The sequence below is a fragment of the Streptomyces sp. NBC_01716 genome (genome assembly GCF_036248275.1).
Lineage (GTDB): Bacteria > Actinomycetota > Actinomycetes > Streptomycetales > Streptomycetaceae > Streptomyces.
Map to the genome: position 1 here is coordinate 4,076,321 of NZ_CP109181.1, position 16,247 is coordinate 4,092,567.

Below are 16,247 nucleotides of genomic sequence, written 5' to 3' on the forward strand. Positions count from 1 at the left end.
AGTGACGTTTCGCCGCGACGGCTCTCACGTCGAGTAGTTCTTCACTGGTCCTGTCCGGCGCCACTCGACATCCCGGCGGAGAAACATCGTGTCTCGTCTGGCTCACTGGTGTTTCCGACGCCGCCGCTGGGTGGTGGCCTGCTGGCTGCTGGTCCTGGTCGGCACCGTCGCGCTCAGCCAGGTGTTCGGCAGCAGGTACAACGAGAGCGCGAGCCTGCCGGGCACCGACGCGCAGGCGGCCGTGACCCTCCTCACCGAGAACTTCCCGCAGGCGTCGGGCGAGGGCGACCAGATCGTCGTGGAGGCCACCGGAGGAGCCACGGTCCGCTCGGACTCGGTGCGGAACCCGGTCACCGCGATGCTCGCGAAGGTCGCGGCGATCCCCGGCATCGCCTCGGTCGTCAGCCCGTACAGCGAACGGGGCGCGAAGCAGATCAGCAAGGACGGCACCATCGCGTTCGCCGCCGTGAACTGGCAGATGCGGGCCGCCGACGTCACCGAGGCGGACGCCCGGACACTGATCAACACCGCCAGGACCGCCGACGGCCCGAACGTCCATGTCTCGCTGGGCGGTCAGGCCATCACCGCCGAGGAGAGCTCGGGCCCCGGCCTTTCGGTGGCGGTGGGCGCCATCGCCGCGCTGGTCATCCTGCTGATCGTGTTCGGCGGAGCGCTGTTCGCCTCGCTGATGCCGCTGGTGACGGCGGGCGTCGCGCTGTTCATCGGCACCTCCCTCATCAGCCTGGTGTCCCACGTCATGGACACCCCGAGCGTCTCCAGCGACCTCGCCGTGCTGATCGGGCTCGGCGTCGGCATCGACTACGGCCTGTTCATCATCAGCCGCCATCGCAGCGCGGTGAAGTCCGGGCTGCCGTACGAGGCGGCGGCGGTGCGGGCGGTCAACACCTCAGGGCGGACGGTGCTGTTCGCCGGGATCACCGTGTGCATCGCGCTGCTGGGGCAGTTCGCGCTCGGGATCGACTTCCTGTACGGGCTGTCGCTGGCGTCCGCGCTCACGGTCGCCCTGACGATGGCCACCTCGCTGACGTTCCTGCCCGCCATGCTCGGCTTCCTCGGTCCCAAGACCCTCTCGCGGCGCGAGCGCCGCGCGCACGAGGAGAAGGGGCCGGTCTCCGACGACGCCGCCGGATTCTGGCTGCACTGGGCGAGGTTCGTGGAGAGGGGCAGGATTCCGGTGGCGGCGCTCGCGCTGGCCCTGGTCGTCGTGGTCGCGCTGCCGCTGTTCTCGCTGCGCCTCGGGTCGTCCGGCGCCGCGAACGACCCCGCGGACTCCACCACCCGCCAGGCGTACACCGCCCTGGCCCGGGGGTTCGGGCCGGGCTTCAACGGGCCGTTCCAACTGGTGACCGAGATCAACTCACCGGCGGACGCGAGGGCGTTCGACACTTTCCTGGCCGCCGCGGCGAAGACGCCGGGGGTGGTGACCGTGACCCCGGCGACGGTCTCGCCCAACGGGAAGGTCGCGCTCGCGATCCTCTACCCGAGCACCGGTCCGGGCGCGAGGCAGACGGTGACCCTGGTGAGCACCATCCGCGACCTGGCGCCCGAGGCGGAGGGACCCGGTCATCCACCCGTCCATGTGGGCGGGGTGACACCGACGAACATCGACTTCTCACGGGTGCTGAGCGACAAACTGCCGCTGTTCATCGCCGTCGTCGTGATCCTGGCGTTCCTGCTCCTGGTGGCGGTGTTCCGGAGTCTGCTGATCCCGCTGGTGGCGGCGGTGATGAACCTGCTGTCCGTCGGCGCCGCGCTCGGCGCGCTGAACGCCGTGTTCACCTGGGGCTGGGGTCTGTCGGTGCTCAACGTGCCGGTCGCCGGGCCGGTCGACGCCTTCATCCCGGTCCTGCTGTTCTCGGTGCTCTTCGGACTGTCGATGGACTACGAGGTGTATCTGGTCAGCCGTATGCAGGAGGAGTGGCACCACCGGCGGGCGGCCTCGACGCACGCGGACGAGGTCGAGGCCAACCACTGGGCGGTGACGCACGGTCAGGCGAAGACGGGCCGTGTCATCGCGGCGGCGGCCGGGATCATGATCCTGGTGTTCGGCTCGTTCCTGATCGGCGACAACCATGTGCTCCAGGAGTTCGGATTCGGGCTGGCCTTCGCCGTACTCGTCGACGCCCTGATCATCCGGGGGCTGCTCGTCCCGGCCCTGATGCATCTGATGGGTCCGGCCAACTGGGCCCTGCCCGCGGGTCTGCGCCGGATCGTGCCGAACCTCTCCATCGAGCCGACGCGGAAAGACCCCCGCTGACGGGGAACGGACCGTTACTGAGGGGGAATTGGGGGACGGGGACCCGGCGGCTGCCGGTTCTCCTCCTTCATCGCGCGGGCCTCGCTCTTGAGGATCCGGGCCGACTTGCCCGCCGAACGGGCCAGATCCGGAAGCCTCTTGGCGCCGAGTACCAGAATCACGACGATCAGAATGATCGCCAGCTCACCAAGGCCGAACAACAGAACCTCCAGGCCGCGCGAGCGCGGCAGACGTTCGCACCGGAACGGGCCCGTACTGGTACGGGCCCGCGATCTACGCCAGAATCTACAGCACTGTAGAAGTTGACGGGAGACGGTGTGAGCGAGCGTGAGGGCCCGGACGAGCGTCGGCGCCGGGGGCAGGGAGAGCTGGAGTCGCAGGTGCTGGCCGCGCTCCGGGAGGCGCCGGGGCCGGTCAACGCCGGCTGGGTACGCGAACGGCTCGGCGGAGCCCTCGCGTACACCACGGTGATGACGATCCTGACCCGTCTCCAGGCCAAGAACGCGGTGACCAGGGAGCGTTCGGGCCGTTCCTTCGAGTGGCGCGCCGCCTCCGACGGGGCCGGGCTCGCCGCGCTGCGGATGCGCCGCGTGCTGGACGCGGAGTCGGACCGCGAGGCGGTGCTCGCGCGGTTCGTCACCGCTCTGTCGTACGACGACGAGCGGTTACTGCGCGACCTGCTGCACACCGCCGACGACGGGGCGGAGGGCTGACCGTGGGCGTCTTCGTCCTTCTGCCGCTGGTGCTGCCGCTCACGGCGGTGCCGGTCGCGCGGCTGGCCGAGCAGCATCTCCATCCCCGCCTGGCCACCCGCCTGTTGAGCGCGCTGGCCGTGGTGCTCGCGGTGTGCAGCACGCTGTGCCTGGGGCTGCTGGTGGTCGTCGGCACGGCCCAACTGCCGGGAAACCCGCTGCCCGACGGCTGGTCGGACGCGGAGGTGCGGGAGGCCGTCCCGTACGACGAGGTGGCCGGCAAGGCGGCGATCGTCGCCCTCGTCGTGGTGGCGGTGGGATGCGGCGCGACAGGGCGGCGGCACCGGCGCGTACGGCGGGAGGCCTGGCGGGCGCTGCGGGGGCTGCCAGGTCAACGACTGGTGGTCCTGCCGGACCCGGAGCCGTACGCGTACGCGCTGCCGGGGCACGGGCGTCGAGGGGGCGAGGGGGCCGCTCAGGGGCGGATCGTCGTCTCCGGCGCGCTGCTGGGCCGCCTGACCCCGTCGGAGCGGAAGGCGCTTCTGGCGCACGAGGAGGCGCACCTGACGGGACGTCACCATCGTTGCCTGCTCGCCGTACAGCTGGCGGCGCGGGCCAACCCGCTGCTGCGGCCCCTGCGGGCTGCCGTGGCGTACACCACCGAGCGCTGGGCCGACGAGGAGGCGGCCCGGACGACCGGCAGCCGCACACTGGTCGCCCGCGCCATCGGCAAGGCGGCGCTCGTCTCGCGAGGGGCCCCGACGCCGACGTTGGCCGGAATCGTCGGTGCGGGGCCCGTGCCGCGCCGGGTCGCCGCGCTGCTCGCGCCGGCGCCCACCGCGATGACGTGGCCCTCGGTCTTCACCACGGCGGGGCTGGCGGTCTGGACGGCGACGGCGGGGACGGTCGGCTCGGCGCTGTCCTCGGCGAACGCGACGGTGACGCTCTTCTTCGTGCTGAAGGCGGCGACTCCGCTGTAGTGGGCGCCGGGCCGGATCCGCCCGGCTTTCCTACTCCACCTCGCCTTCCTCTTCTTCCTCGTCGCCCTCGAAGAAGTCGCCCACCTCGTCTACGACTTCGGCCGCCACCAGGCCGCCCGCCACGCCCACGGCCAGTCCGGCCGCACCGATGGCGACCGCCGTGCCCGTGCTGATGCCGGAGCCCGAGCCGGAGCCGTGCTTGGCACCGTGGCCGTGATCGTGATCGTGGTGGCCGTGGTAGCCGTGATCCTGATGGCCGTAACCCTGGTGAGCGGCGGCGAGTTGGTCGATCCAGCCCGTCACCACCGCGTTCCAGTCGGCGCGGGCCGGGTCGTCGAGTCCGACCGCGTGCCTGTTCATCGCGTCGTCCACACCCGAGCCCCCGCGCCCGTCGGCCTCCAGGACGACCTCCGTCCCGCCGGGGTGGGCGAGGAAGGTCACCTCGACCTCGTTCAGACGGTGCGCGTAGGCCGGCGCCGGGATCAGCTCGATCTCCTGGTAGAACGGCAGTCGCTGGCCGCTCCCCCGGATGTGCCCGAGCTCCAGGTCCGCCGACCTGAAGCCGAAGCCGAGTTGTCCGAGCGCCTCAAGAACGGCCTCCTGCACCGGCAACGGCCGTACGTCGAACGGGTCGAAGTCGCCCTTGTCCTTGGCTCCGGCGACCTCCAGCTCCGTACGTACGCCCAGATGGATCCCGAGCGGCTCACCGTGCAGCTCGGAGACGGGCGTCTCCCACGGCAGCGGCACCGCGAACGGCACCCTGTACGACTCCTCCGCGCCCAGCCGGAAGCCGCCGCCGATGTCGTACCGCTCGAAGCCGACCAGCCCCTCGCTCTCCCCCTCCTCGTGCTCCGCCTCGACGCGGGCGACGAGTTCGAGGGTGAGCCGGTCGATGTCGTACGACGCGCTCCCGCCGGTGAGCCTGACCTCACCGCGCAAGGTGCCTCCCGGCAGAACCGCCCCGCCGTCCAGCACCGTCTCCACACTCGGCCCGCCGACACCGAGTGAACCGAGCAGCCGTTTGAACACCATCGAGGTGTTCCTCCTTCATTCCCGGACTTCTGATGCACGATTACTTCTACAGCCCTGTAGAAGCACGCACGATCATACGGAGCGCAGGGCGCTGTCACACGTTGACCGCGTCCTCGTCCTTCGCCGCGCGCTCGTTCTCGGCCACCGTGCGTTGCCGCGGCTCCGGCACGAGCGTGTGCCGAAGGCTCTCGCCCTCGATGTCGAGGTTGGGCAGGATCCGGTCGACGGGGCGCGGCAGCCACCAAGCGGCGCGTCCGAGCAGGGACATCACCGCCGGGACCAGCGCCATTCGCACGATGAAGGCGTCGACGAGCACGCCCACGGCCAGCGCGAATCCCATCGACTTGATGATCGGGTCCGGCATGAAGATGAACCCGCCGAAGACCGCCGTCATGATCAGGGCCGCGGCCGTGACGACACGGGCGTTGTGCCCCATGCCGCTGACGGTCGCCTCCTGGGCGCCGGCGCCGTGGACGAAGTCCTCACGCATCCGCGAGACGAGGAAGACCTCGTAGTCCATGGCCAGACCGAACAGGATGCCGATGAGCAGGATCGGCAGGAAGCTCACCAGCGGTCCCGGGACGTCTATGCCCAACAGGTCCGCGAAGTGGCCCTGTTGGAAGATCGCCACGGTGATTCCGAAGGTGGCGCCGATGGTGAGGAGGAAGCCGAGCGCGGCCTTCACCGGCACCAGGAACGACCGGAAGACGAGCATCAGCAGCAGGATCGACAGACCGACCACGAGCAGCAGATAGACCAGCATGGCGTCCGCGACCTTCTCGGAGACGTCGATGCCGACGGCCGTGGTGCCGGAGAGCCCGATCGTGGCGCCCTTCGCACCCGCGACACCCCCGTCCCCGATGTCGGCGACGCGGTCACGGACGGTGTGCACGACCTTCTCGGTGGCCTCGTCGGTGGGGCCGGCCTTGGGGATGACGGTGAGCAGTGCGGTGGTGCCCTGCTTGTTCAACAGGGGCGGGGCGACGGTGAGTACGTCCTTGGTGCCCTGGATCCGCGCGGCGGCCTCCTTCGCCCCGGCGGCGGTGGTCGCGGCGTCGTCGCTGGAAACGACCGCGATCAGGCGGCCGTTGAAGCCGGGGCCGAAGCCCTCGCTCGTCAGGTCGTACGCCTCACGGGTGGCGGAACCGGCCGCCGCCGTACCCGCGTCGGGCAGCGCCAAGCGCATGTCGGCGGCGGGGAGGGCGAGTACGCCGAGACCGAGGATGCCGACGACGAGGACCGGGACGCGGAAGCGGGTGACCGTACGGCCCCAGCGGAAGCCGAAGCCCTCGCGGGGCTCCTTGGTGAGGTCGACGGCGGCCGCTGACGGGTGGCCGGGGCGCTGCTTGCGGGGCAGTACGCGATGGCCGGCGAAGCCGAGCAGTGCCGGCAGCAGCGTGAGCGCGACCAGGACGGCGACGGCGACCGTACCCGCGGCCGCGAGGCCCATCACGCTCAGGAAGGGGATGTTGACGACGGTCAGCCCCGCGAGGGCGATGACGACGGTGGCGCCCGCGAAGACCACGGCCGAACCTGCGGTACCGACAGCGCGGCCGGCCGCCTCTTCGGCGGCCATGCCTTCGGACAGGTACTGCCGGTGCCGGGAGGTGATGAACAACGAGTAGTCGATGCCGACGGCGAGACCCAGCATGAGCGCCAGGATCGGGGCGGTGCTGGTGAGTTCGACCGCGCCGCTCACGGCGAAGAGCCCGGCCATTCCCGCCGCGACGCCGACGAGCGCGTTCAGCAGCGTCATACCGGCGGCCACCATGGAGCCGAAGGTGACGACGAGGACGGCCGCGGCGATCAGGACACCGATCGCCTCCGTGGAACCCACCTCGACCTCGGCGCTGAGGACTTCACCGCCGTGCTCGACCCGCAGCCCCTCCTCGGCGGCGCCCACCTTCTCGTACGCCGAGCGCTGCGCGTCGGTCACCTCGTCCTTGGCGGTGTCGAACTGCACCTGGACCAGGGCGTATCGGCCGTCCTTGGAGACCGTGCCGGCCTGGAACGGGTCCACCGCGCCGACCACACCGGGCACTGCGGCGGCGTCCCGTACGACCGGGGCAACCGCGGACTTGTCGAGCCTGCCACCCTCGGGCGCGGCTATGACGATCGTGCCGGTCGTCCCGCTGGCCTGCGGGAACTGCTCCTTGAGCGAGTCCAGCGCGCGCTGGGACTCGGTGCCGGGGATGGCGAACTTGTCGCTGGTGGGGCCCATGAGGGTCGCGGCGGCTCCGCCCAACAGGGCGAGCAGGACCAGCCATACGGCGACGACGCGCTTGCGCCGGCGGAAGGAGAACCGGCCGAGCCGGTACAGGAGGGAAGCCATGGCGGAGGTTTCTCTTCTCGGTGGTCGGCGGAGGCCGGGTCAGCTTCTGGATGGACCGGGCCGTGGGTCCGGGTCGGGATCGGGATCGGGCACCAACTCCGGGTCGGGATCGGGCCGTAGCGTGCGCAGGGCGCCGCGGATCAGTTCGGCGCGCAGCCGCTCGTCCGGTACAGGGATGTCGCTGGCGCCCGTGACGAAGACGGCCCCGAGAACCATGTGGGCCGCGACCACGTCCCGCGCTTCGGTGGACCGGCCCGTGAGCGCGTTCAGCAGGCCGTCGACGATGGCGGGGATGCTGCCGAGCGCCGGGTGCGTGGTCATGCCGGGGACGTCGGCGAAGAGGATCTTGACCTCGCGCCGGAAGCGCATCGCGAGATCGACGTAGCCGATGACGGCCGCCTCCACCGCCTCCTGCCCGTCGAGGGGGACGAGCCGGGCGTGCAGCGCGGCGAGTCCTTCGCCGGCGGGGGTCAGCAGCTCGGTGAGTATCGCGTCCTTGCTGGTGAAGTGGTAGAGCAGCGACGCCTTCGAGCAGCCGACGGCCGTGGCGATGTCATGCAGTGACGTGCCTTCGTAGCCGCGCGTCGCGAACAGCTGCAACGCCGATTCCAGGATGTTTCCGCGCAGGGCGGAGGCGGGACGTGCCATGCCCCCACCATAACTGTCCGATCGGTCAGCTATCGCGCGCGGGGGTCTCGACCACCCCGCGGAGGTGCGCCACTCCTGCACGGCGACGAGACGTCCGCGGAGTGGTCTCGTCGTCCGGGCGGCGAGGGCCGTCCTCGGGACGCCCTCGCCGCGCACGGGGTCGGAGGGGTTGGGAGGGGTGGTTGGACTGGCGAGTGGACCACCTGGCCGTGCCTGATTACCCGGCAGATGCCTGCCGGCTGTGGTCCCTGACCGATTTCTCGATCAAGCGCGCACATGTGGTGAACATCTCGGCCTGCTCAGGGGTGAGATCACGCACGGAGACCTGCTCCAGGGTGCGCCACATATCGGTGATGGGCTCTTCCAGGGCGCGCCCGGCATCGGTGAGGTGGACCACCATGACCCGCCGGTCGTGAAGCGCGGGCTCCCGGGTGAGCAGCCCGGCTTCCTGCATGCGGCGCAGCGACTTGGAGACGGTGGAGTGGTCGAGGCCGACCCGCTCCAGCAGTTCTGCCTGGGTCTGGCCGTCGTGGTCGAAGAGCTGCATCAGCAGCAGTTCCTGGCCCGGGTGCAGGTTCATGGCGCGCAGCATGGCGGCGGCGTGGCCGCGGTGGACGCGGGCGAGCTGGAAAATGGCGTAGCTCAACTGCCCGTCGCGCGCCGCGTTCGGCAGCTCCGACGAGGTGGTGTCGGACATTGCTGCTCCCTCATCACAAGACTGGGGCTGATCGGTCAGTTGACCGTGAGGACGAGCTTGCCACGGTTGTGGCCGGCATCGCCGGCCTGCTGCGCCTTGGCGGCTTCCGCCAGCGGGTAGGTGGCGCTGAGCGTGGTCACCAGTGTGCCGTCGGCGGCCTGCTGGGCCAGTTCGGCCAGCCGCGCGGCGGAGCGGCGCTGCGGGCCCTCGGCGAAGACGATGCCGAGTTCGCGCGCGCGGAAGTCCGCGGTGGTGACGATCCGGTCGGTGCCGCCGCGAAGGGTGATGGAGTCCTCCAGAGCGCCCTTGCCCGCGGCGTCGAAGACCGCGTCCACCCCTTCGGGGGCGAGCGCGCGGACCCGCTCGACCAGGTTGTCCCCGTAGACCAGCGCGGTCGCGCCGAGCGAGGTGACGTACTCCTGGTTGGCGGCTCCGGCAGTGCCGATCACGCGGGCGCCGCGTGCGACGGCGAGCTGGACGGCGATGGTGCCGAGCGCACCGGACGCTCCGTGGATCAGCAGCGTCTCACCCGCGCTGACGTCGAGCAGATCCAGCACGCGTTCGGCACCGTCGCTCGCCACGGGCAGGGCGGCGGCGTGGGCCCACTCCAGGCCGGCCGGCTTGGGCGCGAGGACGGCCGCGGATGCCACTGCGTACTGGGCGTAGGAGCCGGTGTCGGACCAGCCCAGCACCTCGTCCCCCACCTTCAGGTGGTCGACGTCCTCGCCGACGGCGTCGACCACACCGGCGATCTCCCCGCCGGGCACGGCGGGCAGCGTGGTGGGGAAGATGGCTTCCATGACACCGGAGCGGATCTTGCCGTCCACCGGGTTGACGCCGACAGCGTGAACGCGTACGCGGACCTGGCCGGGGCCGGGCTGAGGAGTGTCGATCTCCGCCTCGTGCAGGACCTCGGTGCCGCCGAACGTGTCGAAAACGATGGCCTTCATGACTGGTGTCTCCTCAAGCGGATGCGTTGCGCCGCCCACTTCTGTGGCCAGCCACATAAAAGTAGCACCGATTGTGTGGCTAGCCAAGTAATCACCTCGGGGAGGTCCGGTCCCGGATGCGCCGCCCTGGCCTCAGCCCTCCCACCGCCAGTCCGAGACCTCCGGCAGATCCACCCCGTGTTCGCGGATCCAGCTGTGGTGGCGGGTCCGGGTGTCCTCCATGGCCTGGCGTACGCCGGCCGCCCGGACACCGAGCCCCGGCACCCGGTCGATGACGTCCATCACCAGGCGGTAGCGGTCCAGGTCGTTGCGGACGACCATGTCGAAGGGCGTGGTCGTGGTGCCCATCTCCTTGTAGCCGCGGACATGCAGGTTCACATGGCCGGTGCGCCGGTAGGCGAGACGGTGGATGAGCCACGGGTAGCCGTGGTACGCGAAGATCACAGGCTTGTCCGTGGTGAACAGGTCGTCGTACTCGGCCTCCGACATCCCGTGCGGATGCTCCTCGCGCGGCATCAGCCGGGTCATGTCGACCACGTTGACCACGCGGACCGCCAGCTCGGGCAGATGTCGGCGCAACAGGCCCGCCGCGGCGATGATCTCCTGAGTCGGCACGTCCCCCGCGCAGGCCAGGACGGCGTCCGGCTCCCGGGTCCCGTCCTCCGTACCGGCCCACTTCCACAGCCCCGCGCCACGGGCGCAGTGCGCGCGGGCCTCGTCCATGGTGAGCCAGTCGAAGCCGGGCTGCTTGCCGGCGACGACGACGTTCACGTAGTCGCGGCTGCGCAGCACATGGTCGGCCACGGAGAGCAGGGTGTTGGCATCCGGCGGCAGGTAGACCCGTACGACTTCGGGGCTCTTGTTGAGTACGTGATCGACGAAGCCCGGGTCCTGGTGCGAGAAACCGTTGTGGTCCTGGCGCCAGACATGGGAGGTCAGCAGGTAGTTGAGGGACGCCACCGGCCGGCGCCAGGCCAACTCCCTCGATGTCTTCAGCCACTTGATGTGCTGGTTGACCATCGAGTCCACGATGTGCACGAACGCCTCGTAGCAGGAGAAGAGTCCATGACGGCCCGTCAGGAGATAGCCCTCCAGCCAGCCTTGGCACAGGTGCTCGGAGAGGACCTCCATCACCCGGCCGTCGCGCGCCAGATGTTCGTCGGTGGGCAGGACGCGTGCCTGCCAGGCCTTGCCGGTGGCGTCGAAGAGGGCCTCCAGGCGGTTGGACGCCGTCTCGTCCGGGCCGACGACCCGGAAGTCCCTGCGGTCGGCGGTGTCCGTCATGATCCGGGCGAGCATCGCGCCGAGAACGCGGGTGGGTTCGTGCAGAGCCAGGCCGGGCTTGTCCACCTGGACGGCGAAGTCGTCCAGCGGCGGGACCGGCAGATCGCGGACGAGCAGGCCACCGTTGGCGTGCGGGGTCGCGCCGAGCCGGCGGGTGCCGGCTGGCACGCAGGACAGGACCTGGGCGGAGGGACGGCCGGCGCGGTCGAAGAGCTCGTCGGGGCGGTAGGAGCGCAGCCACCTCTCCAACTGGGCGAGATGGTCCGGGTTCTCGCGTACCCCCGGGAGCGGGACCTGGTGGGAGCGCCACGTCCCCTCGACCGGCAGCCCGTCGACCTCGGCGGGACCGGTCCAGCCCTTGGGGGTGCGCAGCACGATCATGGGCCAGGCGGCCCGCTCGTGGGCGGCTCGGTTCCGGCGGTCGCCGTCGTGGCCGGCGCCGTCCCGGGCGTTCCGCTGGATCGCGGCGATGCGGTCGGCCGCACGGTCGAGGGCCGCCGCCAGGGCACGGTGGACCTCGGCCGGGTCGCTGCCCGTCACGTACAGGGGCTCGTGGCCGTATCCGCGCAGCAGAGCGTCCAGTTCGTCGTCGGGGACGCGGGTGAGGAGGGTGGGGTTGGCGATCTTGTAGCCGTTGAGGTGCAGGATCGGCAGGACGGCGCCGTCGTGGACCGGGTCGAGGAACTTGTTGGCATGCCACGACCCGGCCAGCGGCCCGGTCTCGGCCTCGCCGTCGCCGATCACGCAGGCGACGAGCAGGTCGGGGTTGTCGAGGGCGGCGCCGTAGGCGTGCGCGAGGGAGTAGCCGAGTTCGCCGCCCTCGTGGATGGAGCCGGGCGTCTCCGGGGCGACATGGCTGGGAACTCCGCCGGGGAACGAGAACTGCCGGAAGAGCCGGTTCATGCCGGCCGCGTCCCGGGTCACGTCGGGATACGTCTCCGCGTACGAGCCCTCCAGCCAGGAGTTGGCGAGCACGGCCGGCCCGCCGTGCCCGGGGCCCCAGACGCAGAGGGCGGAGAGGTCCCGGTTCTTGATCAGCCGGTTGAGATGGGTGTGGACGAGGTTGAGGCCCGGGGATGTGCCCCAGTGGCCGAGAAGCCGTGGCTTGATGTGCTCGGGGCGCAGGGGCTCGGTGAGGAGCGCGTTGTCCATGAGGTAGATCTGGCCGACGGCGAGATAGTTCGCGGCCCGCCAGTGCGCGTCGAGTGCGGTCAGTTCTCCGTCGGTCAGGACGGTGGGACGCTCCGCACCCGACTTGCCCTTCCCGAACTTCGCCCTCGGCGTCCGCTTCTCCTGCCGCATGGTCTCTCTCCCGCCACGTCGTCACTTTTCGTGCTCGTCCATTGCTCCCGGTCACCGTCGCACAGCGGGAGTGGGGTGGTGGTAGAGGCCGACCGGCCCGGTCGGGGGATGTTCGGCCCTTCGCCCGCGTACCCGGACCCGCGGGCCCACGCGGCAGCGGTCAGCGGTGGACGTGTGGTGAGGGGTTCAAAGGCTTGAGTTCAAAGGCTTGAGCGGCGAAGGGTTGAGTGGCGAAGGGTTGAGGCGGGCGAAGCCCTCCTGGCGCTCGTACGGGAAGTAGGGGTACGGCGCCACCTTGGCGCTCGCCGCGTCGAGCCGGGCCACCTGCTCCGGCGCGAGCTCCCACCCCACGGCGCCGATGTTCTGGAGCAGTTGCGCCTCGTTGCGGGCGCCGATGATGACGGAGGAGACGGTCGGGCGCCGTAGCAGCCAGTTGATGGCCACCTGGGGAACGGTCCTGCCGGTCTCCTCCGCGATCCCTTCGAGGGCGTCGATCACGCGGAAGAGATGGTCGTCGTCCACGGGCGGCCCGAAGTCGGCGGTCCGGTGCAGACGGCTGCCTTCGGGCAGCGGCCGGCCACGACGCAGCCTGCCCGTGAGCCGCCCCCACCCGAGCGGGCTCCAGACCATCGCGCCGACGCCCTGGTCGAGGCCGAGGGGCAGCAGTTCCCACTCGTAGTCGCGGCCGACGAGGGAGTAGTAGACCTGGTGCGCGACATAGCGCGGGTAACCGTGCCGATCGGCGGCGGCCAGCGACTTCATCAGCTGCCAGCCGGAGAAGTTGGAGACGCCGACGTAACGGATCTTCCCGGACCGCACGAGCTGGTCGAGCGCCGACAGCACCTCGTCGACGGGCGTCCCGGCGTCGAACGCGTGCAGCTGGAAGAGGTCGATGTGGTCCGTGCCGAGACGGCGCAGCGCGTCCTCCGTCGCCCGGATCAGCCGCGAGCGCGAGGAACCCGCGTCCGCCGGCCCGTCGCCCATGGGCAGGCTCGTCTTCGTCGACAGCAGCACCTCGTCGCGGCGCCCCTTGATCGCCTGGCCGAGGACTTCCTCGGACGCGCCCGCCGAATACACGTCGGCCGTGTCGAACATCGAGATGCCCGCCTCCAGGCAGATGCCCACGAGCCGGCGCGCCTCCTGCGCGTCGGTGTTGCCCCAGGCACCGAAGAGCGGGCCCTGCCCGCCGAACGTGCCCGCGCCGAAGCTGAGAGCCGGGACCTTGAGCCCGGACGCGCCCAACTGCCTGTACTCCATGATCGACCCCTCCACGAGACCCTGAGATTACTAACGGGACTCCCGTCCCTTTAAGATGGCCTCAACGTAACAGAGAAGTGCCACTAACGAAACTGGAGTCCCGTTATGAGTGAGCGGCGAGCTCATGAGTGCTGAAGAGATGGACGATGCCTGTGACGATCCGGGGACCGTCCGTCCCGGAGGCCGTACAGCAAGAGTGCGGGCAGCGGTGCTCCGCACCGCCGGGGACGCCCTCGCCGAACACGGCTTCGCCCGCCTCGACCTCGCGGACATCGCGCGGCGCGCGGACGTCGGCAAGTCGACGGTGTACCGGCGCTGGGGGACGGTGGCCGGCCTCGTCGCCGACCTGCTGAGCGACATGGCCGAGCAGTCGCTGCCCCGCACGGAGACCGGCTCGCTGCTCGGCGACCTGCGGGCCAACGCCGAACTCGTACGGAGCACGCTCGCCGACCCGCGCCAGGGCGCGCTGTTCAAGGCGGTGATCGCGGCGGCGACGACGGACGCGAGGACCGCCGAGGCGCTGCACCGCTTCTACGAGATCCGGGTCGCCGAGTGGGCGCCGTGCGTCGAACAGGCGGTGCGGCGGGGCGAGTTGCCGGCGGGGACCGACCCGTACGAGGTGATCCGCGCGGTCTCGGCCCCGCTGTACTACCGCCTGCTGACCAGCGGCGCTCCCCTGGACGAGGCGGCGGGGGTACGCGCGGCGGAGGCGGCTGCGGCGGCGGCGAGGGCGGGCGTGTACGCGTAGGGGGTGCGGCGGGGGCGGGCGAGGCCGGATCTGTACGGTCTCTCCTGAGGCGGCAGCCATCGGGCGTCAACAGGAGGTACGTGTCGTGATCGGCATCTCGGACATCGAAGCGGCGGCGCGACTGATCGCCGGACACGTCGTACGTACGCCGACGGTCGAGAGCCCCGGCCTGTCGGCGCTGCTCGGGGTACCCGTCACCGCGAAGCTTGAGCTCTTGCAGCGCACGGGCTCCTTCAAGGCTCGCGGCGCGACGGCGAAGCTGCTGTCCCTGAGCGAGGCCGACCGCGCGGCCGGGGTGGTGGCGGTGAGCGGCGGAAACCACGCCATCTCCGTCGCGGTCATGGCGGACGCGCTGGGCGTGAAGGCCACCGTCGTCATGCCGAAGTCCGCGCCCGCGCGCGCCGTCGAGATCGCGGAGGCTGCCGGGGCGACGGTGCGGCTGACGGACACGATGGACGGCGCTTTCGCGCTCATGTCGCAGCTCCAGGCCGACGGACTGAGCCTGGTCCATCCCTTCGACGACCCGGTCGTCGTGGCGGGCCAGGGCACGGTCGGCCTCGAATTCGCCGAGGACGCCTCGGGCGGCGGCGAGGGTTCTGAGGGTGAGGGTTCTGAGGGCGAGGGCCTGACCGACGTGCTCGTCAGCATCGGCGGCGGCGCGCTGATCTCCGGCGTCGCGGCGGCTCTGCACGCGCGCATGCCCGGCGTCCGGATCTGGGGCGTCGAGACCGAGGGCGCGCAGGCCATGTCGGAGGCGCTGGCCGCCAAGGGTCCGCAGCCGGTGCGGCTGTCGTCGATCGTCTCCACGCTCAGCGCCCCCACCGTCTCGCAGCTCACCTACGACCATGTGTCGGCCCTGGTCGACGACGTACTCGTGGTCTCGGACGCCGAGGCCGTCCAGGGCACCCTCGACCTCGCGAACCACGCGAAGGTCTGGGCCGAACCGGCCGCCGGCTGCCTCCTCCCGGCCGCCCGCCTCGTACGGGAACGCGTCGACGGCGATATGCGCCTGGGCCTTGTCCTGTGCGGCGGCAACGCGACCACGACGGACGTCATCTCCTGGGCCGAACGCTTCAACCTCCGCTGACCCAAGCCCCCTTGGACCCCCGCCCTGACCACGGGCGGGGGTTCTTTGCGTATCCGTATGTCGGCGTACCCGGATAGGCGGGCGGCGCGGGCGCACGTACTTTGCTGGCGATCCCCCCATGTACGGGGCCCGTGCGACGGGCCCAGGTCACACCCCCCACAAGGAGATATGTCATGCTCTCGTCACTCCGAAGAATCGCTGGGGCATCCGCCGTAACGGCCGCCCTTCTCTTCGCGCTCCCCATGTCGGCCAACGCCGTCGAGAACAGTGACACCGCCCGTCCCGCCGCCGTGACGCAGGCCGCCCAGGCCTCCGTCGCCGACTCCACCCCCTCCCCCCGCTTCGAGACCGGCGACGTCTCGAACCTCCCGCCGGTGAGCGCCGCCAAGCGGGACGTCCGGGTACCGGCGTGGAGCTACCACATCACCTCGTCCTGCGGCGGCCGCGAAGGCGCGATACGCCAGGGCGCCAACTACTGGGGCAGCGCAACCGAAACGGCCTCCAGCGGCACCCCGGTCTCCTGCGTCGGCGGTTACATCCAGGGCTGCGGCGGCGGCAACGTCGTGGGCTGCAACTGGGGCGCGGGCCAGCGCATCGAACTCTCCACCCTGGTAGGCGACTTCGCCCTCCTGGCGGCCCACGAGTTCGGCCACAACTGGTACGGCCACTCAGGCACAGGCTGCGCCAGCTGGGCAAGCCAAGCGGACGTCATGCGCACAACGATGTGCAGCTGACCACCAGCCTGCCAAGGAGCGGGCCGACCACCGAAAACGGTCGGCCCGCTTGTCGTTGCCCACCTGCGCTGCGGCGCCGGGCGGCCGTTCATGGCTGCTCGGTCCCGCCCGGCCGACTTCGTCGGCCCTGCCGGACTCGGCCGTTCGGTCCTCACCGGCCCGTGCCGACGACTGGGCCGTGACCAACCCCCTCCGGCCGGCCTTCGTTGCCGGTGTCGCGGCCAGT

Annotated in this window: 14 protein-coding genes; 6 read left to right on the forward strand and 8 right to left on the reverse strand. The window is 70.9% G+C overall.

Features of this window, described 5'->3' with window-relative positions; all coding sequences use genetic code 11:
* Positions 1-88 precede the first annotated feature (88 nt).
* Positions 89-2,278 carry an MMPL family transporter gene (locus tag OIE74_RS17670; protein WP_329384420.1) on the forward strand — a complete coding sequence of 730 codons (2,190 nt, stop codon included), beginning with the start codon at positions 89-91 and terminating at the stop codon, positions 2,276-2,278.
* Positions 2,279-2,292: 14 nt separating this feature from the next.
* Here OIE74_RS17670 and OIE74_RS17675 read toward each other — a convergent pair whose 3' ends face one another.
* Positions 2,293-2,478, reverse strand: a complete 186-nt coding sequence (locus tag OIE74_RS17675) for a twin-arginine translocase TatA/TatE family subunit (protein WP_384203950.1) — start codon at positions 2,476-2,478, stop codon at positions 2,293-2,295.
* Between the two features lie 117 nt (positions 2,479-2,595).
* Between OIE74_RS17675 and OIE74_RS17680 the strand changes: the two genes are divergently transcribed.
* Together OIE74_RS17680 and OIE74_RS17685 are read left to right on the forward strand one after the other, a co-directional pair.
* Positions 2,596-2,991 (forward strand): BlaI/MecI/CopY family transcriptional regulator, encoded by a 396-nt coding sequence (locus OIE74_RS17680; RefSeq protein ID WP_329384423.1) that lies wholly within the window; start codon positions 2,596-2,598, stop codon positions 2,989-2,991.
* A gap of 2 nt (positions 2,992-2,993) precedes the next feature.
* Positions 2,994-3,950 carry a M56 family metallopeptidase gene (locus OIE74_RS17685; RefSeq protein ID WP_329384426.1) on the forward strand — a complete coding sequence of 319 codons (957 nt, stop codon included), beginning with the start codon at positions 2,994-2,996 and terminating at the stop codon, positions 3,948-3,950.
* Between the two features lie 30 nt (positions 3,951-3,980).
* Here the strand turns inward: OIE74_RS17685 and OIE74_RS17690 are convergent, their stop codons facing one another.
* The 7 genes from OIE74_RS17690 to OIE74_RS17720 form a co-directional block, all read right to left on the reverse strand.
* Positions 3,981-4,982 (reverse strand): sporulation protein, encoded by a 1,002-nt coding sequence (locus OIE74_RS17690; protein ID WP_329384430.1) that lies wholly within the window; start codon positions 4,980-4,982, stop codon positions 3,981-3,983.
* Between the two features lie 94 nt (positions 4,983-5,076).
* A complete protein-coding gene (locus OIE74_RS17695) occupies positions 5,077-7,314 on the reverse strand; it encodes an MMPL family transporter (RefSeq protein WP_329384432.1) in 2,238 nt (745 codons plus the stop codon).
* Positions 7,315-7,353: 39 nt separating this feature from the next.
* Positions 7,354-7,962 carry a TetR/AcrR family transcriptional regulator gene (locus OIE74_RS17700; protein ID WP_329384437.1) on the reverse strand — a complete coding sequence of 203 codons (609 nt, stop codon included), beginning with the start codon at positions 7,960-7,962 and terminating at the stop codon, positions 7,354-7,356.
* 217 nt (positions 7,963-8,179) lie between these two features.
* Positions 8,180-8,659 carry a MarR family winged helix-turn-helix transcriptional regulator gene (locus OIE74_RS17705; protein ID WP_329384440.1) on the reverse strand — a complete coding sequence of 160 codons (480 nt, stop codon included), beginning with the start codon at positions 8,657-8,659 and terminating at the stop codon, positions 8,180-8,182.
* 35 nt (positions 8,660-8,694) lie between these two features.
* Entirely contained in the window at positions 8,695-9,609 is a 915-nt protein-coding gene (locus tag OIE74_RS17710) for an NADP-dependent oxidoreductase (protein ID WP_329384443.1), read from the reverse strand.
* Positions 9,610-9,741: 132 nt separating this feature from the next.
* Positions 9,742-12,195 (reverse strand): phosphoketolase family protein, encoded by a 2,454-nt coding sequence (locus OIE74_RS17715; RefSeq protein ID WP_329384445.1) that lies wholly within the window; start codon positions 12,193-12,195, stop codon positions 9,742-9,744.
* Between the two features lie 186 nt (positions 12,196-12,381).
* Entirely contained in the window at positions 12,382-13,452 is a 1,071-nt protein-coding gene (locus tag OIE74_RS17720; RefSeq protein ID WP_329384448.1) for an aldo/keto reductase, read from the reverse strand.
* A 124-nt stretch (positions 13,453-13,576) separates the two neighbouring features.
* On the opposite strand from OIE74_RS17720, the gene OIE74_RS17725 reads away from it, so the two are divergent.
* The 3 genes from OIE74_RS17725 to OIE74_RS17735 all read left to right on the forward strand — a co-directional run bounded on the left by OIE74_RS17725 (position 13,577) and on the right by OIE74_RS17735 (position 16,021).
* Positions 13,577-14,200: a TetR/AcrR family transcriptional regulator gene (locus OIE74_RS17725; protein ID WP_329384451.1), complete on the forward strand. Its 624-nt coding sequence runs from the start codon at positions 13,577-13,579 to the stop codon at positions 14,198-14,200.
* A gap of 85 nt (positions 14,201-14,285) precedes the next feature.
* On the forward strand, positions 14,286-15,287 hold the full coding sequence (locus OIE74_RS17730) for a threonine/serine dehydratase (RefSeq protein WP_329384453.1): 1,002 nt from the start codon (positions 14,286-14,288) through the stop codon (positions 15,285-15,287).
* A 173-nt stretch (positions 15,288-15,460) separates the two neighbouring features.
* Entirely contained in the window at positions 15,461-16,021 is a 561-nt protein-coding gene (locus OIE74_RS17735; RefSeq protein WP_329384456.1) for a hypothetical protein, read from the forward strand.
* The last annotated feature ends 226 nt before the right edge of the window (positions 16,022-16,247 follow it).

Bases quoted from the DNA above. Each gene is read 5' to 3' on its own strand.
- OIE74_RS17690 (WP_329384430.1), bottom strand. From the start codon at position 4,982: ATGGTGTTCAAACGGCTGCTCGGTTCACTCGGTGTCGGCGGGCCGAGT.
- OIE74_RS17695 (WP_329384432.1), bottom strand. From the start codon at position 7,314: ATGGCTTCCCTCCTGTACCGGCTCGGCCGGTTCTCCTTCCGCCGGCGC.
- OIE74_RS17700 (WP_329384437.1), bottom strand. From the start codon at position 7,962: ATGGCACGTCCCGCCTCCGCCCTGCGCGGAAACATCCTGGAATCGGCG.
- OIE74_RS17705 (WP_329384440.1), bottom strand. From the start codon at position 8,659: ATGTCCGACACCACCTCGTCGGAGCTGCCGAACGCGGCGCGCGACGGG.
- OIE74_RS17710 (WP_329384443.1), bottom strand. From the start codon at position 9,609: ATGAAGGCCATCGTTTTCGACACGTTCGGCGGCACCGAGGTCCTGCAC.
- OIE74_RS17715 (WP_329384445.1), bottom strand. From the start codon at position 12,195: ATGCGGCAGGAGAAGCGGACGCCGAGGGCGAAGTTCGGGAAGGGCAAG.
- OIE74_RS17720 (WP_329384448.1), bottom strand. From the start codon at position 13,452: ATGGAGTACAGGCAGTTGGGCGCGTCCGGGCTCAAGGTCCCGGCTCTC.
- OIE74_RS17725 (WP_329384451.1), top strand. From the start codon at position 13,577: ATGAGTGCTGAAGAGATGGACGATGCCTGTGACGATCCGGGGACCGTC.
- OIE74_RS17735 (WP_329384456.1), top strand. From the start codon at position 15,461: ATGCTCTCGTCACTCCGAAGAATCGCTGGGGCATCCGCCGTAACGGCC.